General features: G+C 70.9%; 6 protein-coding genes and 1 pseudogene. 3 read left to right on the forward strand and 4 right to left on the reverse strand.

Features of this window, described 5'->3' with window-relative positions:
* Positions 1-40: 40 nt before the first annotated feature.
* A complete protein-coding gene (locus tag Q7V15_RS10595) occupies positions 41-877 on the forward strand; it encodes a LytTR family DNA-binding domain-containing protein (protein WP_304755529.1) in 837 nt (278 codons plus the stop codon).
* Here the strand turns inward: Q7V15_RS10595 and Q7V15_RS10600 are convergent.
* Positions 874-1446 (reverse strand): GNAT family N-acetyltransferase, encoded by a 573-nt coding sequence (locus Q7V15_RS10600; protein ID WP_304755530.1) that lies wholly within the window; start codon positions 1444-1446, stop codon positions 874-876. The genes Q7V15_RS10595 and Q7V15_RS10600 overlap by 4 nt on opposite strands.
* Positions 1447-1548: 102 nt before the next feature.
* Here Q7V15_RS10600 and Q7V15_RS10605 point away from each other — a divergent pair, with 102 nt between their 5' ends.
* Complete coding sequence (locus Q7V15_RS10605; RefSeq protein WP_304755531.1) at positions 1549-2298, forward strand: hypothetical protein; 750 nt, start codon at positions 1549-1551, stop codon at positions 2296-2298.
* A gap of 92 nt (positions 2299-2390) precedes the next feature.
* On the opposite strand, the gene Q7V15_RS10610 is transcribed toward Q7V15_RS10605, so the two are convergent.
* On the reverse strand, positions 2391-3380 hold the full coding sequence (locus Q7V15_RS10610; protein ID WP_304755532.1) for a malate dehydrogenase: 990 nt from the start codon (positions 3378-3380) through the stop codon (positions 2391-2393).
* A gap of 137 nt (positions 3381-3517) precedes the next feature.
* Here Q7V15_RS10610 and Q7V15_RS10615 point away from each other — a divergent pair, with 137 nt between their 5' ends.
* Positions 3518-3958 (forward strand): HIT domain-containing protein, encoded by a 441-nt coding sequence (locus Q7V15_RS10615; RefSeq protein ID WP_304755533.1) that lies wholly within the window; start codon positions 3518-3520, stop codon positions 3956-3958.
* Here the strand turns inward: Q7V15_RS10615 and Q7V15_RS10620 are convergent.
* Together Q7V15_RS10620 and Q7V15_RS10625 are read right to left on the reverse strand one after the other, a co-directional pair.
* On the reverse strand, positions 3940-6063 hold the full coding sequence (locus Q7V15_RS10620; RefSeq protein WP_304755534.1) for a methyl-accepting chemotaxis protein: 2124 nt from the start codon (positions 6061-6063) through the stop codon (positions 3940-3942). The genes Q7V15_RS10615 and Q7V15_RS10620 overlap by 19 nt on opposite strands.
* A gap of 214 nt (positions 6064-6277) precedes the next feature.
* Positions 6278-6774 (reverse strand): annotated as a pseudogene (locus tag Q7V15_RS10625) (hypothetical protein); the annotation flags it as partial.

Consider the following 6774-nt stretch of genomic DNA (forward strand, 5'->3'; position numbering starts at 1 on the left):
GGGGTTGAGGCGCGGCGGACGACCAGCGTGGTTTCGTGGGATGACGTCCCGCCGTCGTGAAGCGCCGCCTATCGCCGTCGGCGAAACGTCGGCGGCGCGCCGCCCCTGGACCTGGGGCCCCTATGAGGATGTCACCGGCTGGGTCCGGGGTCTGGCGATCGCGCTCGCGGTCGGCGGGTTCCTCGCCCTGTCGGGCGCCTTCGTCCATGAGGACGCTTCAATCGGGCGGCGCCTGGCCTACTGGCTGCCCATGATGGGGCTTGGCGCCCTGTGGGGCGGCTTTATCGCCCGGGCCCTCTTCCCCGATCAGGGCGGGGAGGAGCCGCCTTCCGGGGTCTGGCTCAGCTGCCTGTGGGCCGCCCTGGCCATGGCGGCGCCGTTCACCGGCCTGGTCTGGCTGGCCACCTGGCTGGCCTTCGGCCACCAGATTCCCCTGGGCGGCCTGCCCTATCTGTTCGGCAGCGTCTTCGTCCTGTCCCTGGCCATGACGGTGTTGAACACCCTGGTGGAGAGCCGCCGCCAGGCCATGCGGCGGCTGAACGCGATCCCTGTTCAGCCCGGGCCGGTGCGCTTCCTGGAGCGGCTGCCGCCGCGCCTGCGCGGCGCGGCGCTCTACGCCATTGAGGCCGAGGACCACTATCTGCGGCTGCACACCGCCCTGGGCCAGGACCTGATCCTCATGCGCCTGGGCGATGCGATCGATGAGCTGGCGGGGCTGGAGGGCGCCCAGGTCCACCGGTCCTGGTGGGTGGCCCGGGCCGCCATCGAGGATGTGCGACGGGGGGACGGCCGCGCGGTCCTGACGCTCAAGAACGGCGTCCAGGCGCCCGTCAGCCGCACCTATTCCCGCCAGCTGCGGGCGGCCGGCTGGTACTAGCCGGGCTTGCCTCGCCGGGCCCGCCAGGCCTCGCGACCCTGGCCCCAGACATCGACCTGCACATCCATGGGGACCGGCAGGCGGGCCTGCCGCAGCACCTGGGAGCCCAGGCGCTGGGCCACCGCCTGAGAGTTCACATTGACCGGCTCAATGGTGTGGATCACCTCGTCCCAACCGAGCTCGTCGAAGGCGAAGTCCATGGCCGCGGCCGCCCCCTCGGTGGCGTAACCCCGGCCCCAGCAGTCGCGGATGATCCCCCAGCCGACCTCGGTCCCCGGCCAGCCGTGGGGCCGCCAGGGCCCGAGGCGGCCCACCCATCGCCCGCTCTCCTTCTCGATCACCGAGAACATGGAGAAACCCTCCAGCGCCCACGACCCGGCGATCATCATCATCGAGCGCCAGACCTGGGCGGGGTTCATCACCCCGCCGATATAGCGGGCGGCCTCCTCATCGGCGGAAAAGGCGCACCAGGGCTCGAAGTCGCTCATGGTCGGGGGCCGCAGGATCAGCCGTTCGGTTTCCAGGGTCGGGCCAAGGGTCTGACCGTTAGGCGCTGTTGCAAGGGTCATGACCCTCCCCTTCATCCCATTTCGCATCGTTCAGCCGCAATTCAGGCGTAAGGAGCCAGCCTTGTCGATACCGGTCCGCAAGATCATCAGCCTGGCACGTCCATGAACCTCGACGATCAAGACCCATCTGCGCCGCGCCCCAACGCCTTGGATCCGACCCACGACGCGGCGGGCGACCTGCGGCTTGAGCCGACGCCGCCGCCGCCGGAGCGTCCCAAGCGTACAGGGCTGTGGGTCGCGGGCGGCCTTGGGCTTGTCCTGGCCGCCGTACTCGCCCTGGGCGTCCTGCTGACCGGGGGGGAGCTGCCCGACATGGCCCCCGCGGGCGCCAAGACCCTGGACATTCAGTTGGCCGAATCGGCCGTCGCGCCCGTGACGCCGCTCTCCCCAGGGGCGCCGCTCGACGTCCTGCCCGACGACATGGCCGAGGCCGCGCCGCACAATCCGCCGCTGATCCCTGAGCCGCCCCCCGCCGTGGAGCGCGCCGAGGGACCGCCGGCGCCCGCGCTTCCCTGGGACCCCGACGCCCTGCGCCAGCCGGCGAATATGGTCGTGCCGCCCAGCTTTGACTGCCGCCGGGCCCGCAGCCGGGCCGAACGGGTGGTCTGCGCCGACCCCTTCCTGGCCGAGGCCGACCAGCGGCTGGCGGCGGCCTATGAACAGGCCCTCGCCGCCGGGGTCGCCGACTGGCGGCTGGAACGTCAGCAACGGCGCTGGCTTCGGGCGCGGGAGGACGCCGCCATGGACGCCCCGGCCGCCGTGGCCGAGGTCTATGCCGCCCGGATCGCCGAACTTGAGGCCCAGGCCGATCTTCCGCCGCCCGAGGCCCCGCCCTGGCCGCCGTCCTGGTGAGCGTGCAGCCGTCCTGGTGAGCGTGCAACAGAAAGGGCGGCCCAGACTTCCCCGGACCGCCCATCTGTCAGGTGTCAGGTCCGCTCAGGCGTTCAGCCGAGCATGTCCTTCACGGTGTCGCGCTCGCCCACCAGTTCGTCATTGGTGATCGCGATCTTCGACTTGGCGAACTCGTCCATCTCGTAGCTGGTGACGACCTCATAGGCGCCCGGCGTCGTGGTCTTCACCGGCATGCCGGCCCAGACGCCGTCGGCGAAGCCGTAGCGGCCTTCCGAATTGATGGCGACGGAGTGGATCTTGCCAGGCGTGACCAGGTCGCGGACATGGTCAATCAGGGCGTTGGCCGCCGAGGCCGCCGAGCTCTGGCCGCGGGCCTCGATGATGGCCGCGCCGCGCTTGCCCACGGTGGGCAGGTAGTCGTTCTTCAGCCAGGCTTCGTCGCCGATGACGTCGGCGGCAGACTTGCCGCCGATCTTGGCGTGGGTGAAGTCGGCAAACATGGTCGGGCTGTGGTTGCCGTAGATGTAGAGGTCGGAGACGTCGTTGATCGAGACGCCGGCCTTCTTGGCCAGCTGGGCGCGGCCGCGGTTCTCGTCAAGGCGCACCATGGCGGTGAAGCGATCCGGCGACAGGCGCTTGGCCTGGCTGGCGGCGATCATCACATTGGTGTTGCAGGGATTGCCGACCACGGCGACGCGGGCGTCATCGGCGGCGACCGCGTCGATGGCCTGGCCCTGGGCGATGAAGATCTTGCCGTTGTCCTTCAGGAGGTCGGCGCGCTCCATGCCAGGACCGCGGGGCTTGGAGCCCACCAGCAGGCTCCAGTTGGCGTCCTTGAAGGCCACCTTGGGGTCGTCGGTGAGCACCATGTCCTGCAGGAGCGGGAAGGCGCAGTCGTCCAGCTCCATGGCCACGCCCTTCAGGGCCTTCTGGGCGCCCTCGGTGGGGATCTCCAGCATCTGCAGGATCACCGGCTGGTCCTTGCCGAGCATTTCGCCAGAGGCGATGCGGAAGAGCAGGGCGTAGCCGATATTGCCGGCCGCGCCGGTGACCGCGACGCGGATCGGGGTCTTGCTGGTCATGGGGTATCTCCTGGCTTTGGCCGACTTTGTTGGCGGTCCCTAGCCCAAGGGGCGGTAAGGCCGCAAGCGCCGCGGCGGACCAGGGCGCGCGACGGGTCCCGCTTGCCGCCCTGGCGGGTCCAGGCCAGTCTGGCGCCATGTTCGTCCTCGACCCGGCCTTCGTCGCCACCTCACACCCCCTGGCCGACCTGCCCCTGTGCGCCGCCAGGCTGCAGGACGACGCCGGCTATCCCTGGATCGTCCTGATCCCCAGGGTGTCCGGCGCCCGGGAGCTGGAGGACCTGTCGGCAGGCGATCAGACCCGTCTGATGGCCGAGATTCTTGCGGCTGGGCGGGGGGTCCGGGCGGCGGGCGAGGCCTTGGGACGGCCGGTGGAGAAACTGAACGTCGGCGCCCTGGGCAATGTGACGCCTCAGCTCCACATCCATGTGGTCGGCCGCAGGTCCGATGACCCCGCCTGGCCAGACCCCGTCTGGGGACGCGGCGGCGGGCGGGCCTATGGCGCGGCCGAGCTGGCGAGGGCCCTGGCCGCGGCCAGTCCGGCCCTTGGGCTCGGGCCTCAGGCGGCGGCCCGCTGAAGGCCCCCGCCGCCGCGAGAAATCCGGAAGTGGGCGATCATCTGCCGCAGGCGGTCGGCCTCGTGGCTCACCGACTGGCTGGCGGCCGTGCTCTCTTCCGACATGGCGGCGTTCTGCTGGGTCACCGAGTCCATCTGACTGACGGCCTGGCTGACCAGGGCCAGGGCGTGGGCCTGTTCCTCGGCGGAGCCGGCGATCTCGGCCACCAGGCTGTCGATGGCGCTGACCTGCTCGGTGATTTCGGAGATCGCGCCGCCCGTCCGGCGGACCAGGCCGACGCCTTCATTTACGTTCTCGCTTGAGGCGGCGATCAAACCCTTGATCTCCTTGGCCGCGTCCGCCGAGCGCTGGGCTAGCGCCCTGACTTCGGAGGCGACGACGGCGAAGCCGCGACCGGCGTCCCCGGCCCGGGCGGCTTCGACGCCGGCGTTCAGGGCCAGCAGATTGGTCTGGAAGGCGATCTCGTCGATCACCCCGATGATGGTGGAGATACGGCCGGCGGAGTTTTCGATCCGCGCCATGGCCGCGACCGCGTCGCGCACCACAGCGCTCGTGTCCTGCGAGGCCTTGGTGGTGCCGGCGATCACGTCGCGGGTATGGCCGACGCCATTGGCGGTCTTGCGGACCGACTGAGCCGTCTGTTCCAGGGCTGCGGCGGATTCCTCCAGGCTCGCCGCCTGCTGCTCGGTGCGGCGCGACAGGGCGTCGGAGGCGCGGCTGAGCTCTTCGGCGCTACCATGCAGGGTCCCGGTGAGCTCGGCGATGGCGCCCATGATGGCGCTCACCCGGTCCATGGCGCCGTTATAGTCGGTGGCCAGTTGCAGATAGGCCTCGGGCAGGTCTCGCGAGAGTCGGTGGGTAAGGTCGCCGTCGGCCAGCCGGCTGATCGCCGCGCCGATGCTGCCGGCCACCAGGGCCCGCTCCTCGGCCAGGGCCCGGGCCTCGGCGGCCTGGCGATCCTGTAGCGCTCGCGCTTCGGCCTGGGCCAGTTCGGCGTCAGCCTCTCGCTTGGCCACCAGTATGTCCCGGAAGTGGGCCAGGGCCCGGCTCATGACGCCCAGCTCGTCCCGGCGATCCACGTGACGGACGGCGACGCTGGTATCCCCCTCGGCCAGCCGTCCCATGCTGTCGGTGAGGTCGGCCATGGGCCGGGTGATGGCGCGCGCCACCCGCAGGCCCAGGGCGACGACGCCGATCAAGGTGACCGACAGGATCAGGGCGAGCAGGCCAAGGGTGCGCCGGTGCGCGGCGGCGGCGGTCTGGGCGGCGGCGTCCACCTGTTGCGCCAGGGCGTCTTCCAGGCTGTGCAGGGCCTCGGCCCGCCGGCCGGCGGCGTCGTTCCAGGCCGCCGTCGAGGGCGCCTCGCCTGCGCGGATGGCGTCGCGCAGTTCGACGACGGCGCGATGCTCCGACGAGGCCAGGAAGGCCTTCCAGGCCTGGCTGACACCTGGCTCGGTGGTGTGATCCAGGAAGGCGAAGGCCGTGGCCTCGCCCCCTTGCAGGCGGCTGAGCGTGGCCAGGGCGTCGGGGGTCAGGCCGCCCGCGGCCAGGCTTCCCAGGGTCAGCGCGCGCTCCTCGGCCGCCAACTCCTTGCCGATCACCGCCGCGTCATAGGCGCGGAAGGTCGCGCCGAGGGTGTGGCCTTCCTGAGCGGCGTCGATCGCCACCTCCTCGAGCGACGCAAGCTCGGCGTCGATGAGTTCGGCATAGCCCGCCAGCAGGCGCTCGGTGGTCAGGCCGCCAGCGTCGATTTCCGCGCGAAGGCTCGGCAGGCTCTCCAAGGCGGCGAGCACCTGGGCGCTGATCTGCGGCGGGGCGTGCGCCACCGCGGCGCGGTAGGCCTGCGCGGCGGCGTCCACCCGGGTCCGCTGGTCGTCCAGCTTGTCCGCCGGGGTCCCCATGGTCAGACCCAGGTTCGAAAGACTGCGCTCGGCCTGGAGCTCGTGCACCAGCCGACCGCCGGCTGTGGCGGCGGCGATCTCGTCGAGGATCGCTCCAGTGCGCTGGAGTCCGTTCCAACTCTGGGCGAGAAGGGCGGCCATGGCGACCAGGAGGGCCAGCAGCGGAGGGACCAGGATCAACTGAATGCGCTTGGAGATGGTCATCGCTTCCGGCCTTCGCGTTTGGTGTGCAGGGAGACAGTCAGAAGCGAGAGCTATTGTTAACAGCCGTTCCCAAGGGCTTAACCGCGCGGGGGCGACGCCGGGGCTCAGTCGGGATACAAGCTATTTGAGTTCAATAACTTATAGAAAACCCCAGGGGCTCGCCTCCTGGTAGCGTCGAAGGCGTGCGGCAACCTGACGCAGTGTTTGAGACGTCCTAGCGCCGACGCATGACCACGCTGCGGGGGGCGCCGTCCTCGATCATTTCCCCGGACCATTGGCCGCTGGGGGCGGCGGTCAGGGTGATCACAGCCGGCGGGGCGCCGCGCCGCGGCGTGAACCGCAGGGTCACCCGGCCGCCGCTGCGATCAATGCTGTCGAGAAAGCCGTAGCCGTCCAAGGCCCCGGGGCGGCGGGCGTCGCGCCAGGCGCCTTCCAGGGGGCCAGACCCCCGGTCGACAAAGCGCAGGGCGTAAAGGTCCTGTCCGGCGATGGTCTCCAGGGACCAGCCCCCGTCAAGGGGACCCTGGAGGCCCTGGGCGGAATTGTACGAGGCCCGCAACCGCTCCTCATAGCTTCGCTCCTCGGCGCTCAGCTGCCCGGCCACGGCCTGTCGCTCGTCAAGGAAGACGGGCTGCGAGGCGATGGTGCGGTCAGGACGCGGGACGGGGGGCGGCGCCGGGGCGCTCGGCATGGGCGGCGGCCGGGTGGGCT

This window comes from Phenylobacterium sp. (genome assembly GCF_030651755.1).
Taxonomy (GTDB): Bacteria; Pseudomonadota; Alphaproteobacteria; order Caulobacterales; family Caulobacteraceae; genus Phenylobacterium.

Coding starts and splice junctions, on each gene's coding strand:
- Q7V15_RS10595 (WP_304755529.1), top strand. CDS start 41: ATGACGTCCCGCCGTCGTGAAGCGCCGCCTATCGCCGTCGGCGAAACG.
- Q7V15_RS10610 (WP_304755532.1), bottom strand. CDS start 3,380: ATGACCAGCAAGACCCCGATCCGCGTCGCGGTCACCGGCGCGGCCGGC.
- Q7V15_RS10605 (WP_304755531.1), top strand. CDS start 1,549: ATGAACCTCGACGATCAAGACCCATCTGCGCCGCGCCCCAACGCCTTG.
- Q7V15_RS10615 (WP_304755533.1), top strand. CDS start 3,518: ATGTTCGTCCTCGACCCGGCCTTCGTCGCCACCTCACACCCCCTGGCC.
- Q7V15_RS10600 (WP_304755530.1), bottom strand. CDS start 1,446: ATGACCCTTGCAACAGCGCCTAACGGTCAGACCCTTGGCCCGACCCTG.
- Q7V15_RS10620 (WP_304755534.1), bottom strand. CDS start 6,063: ATGACCATCTCCAAGCGCATTCAGTTGATCCTGGTCCCTCCGCTGCTG.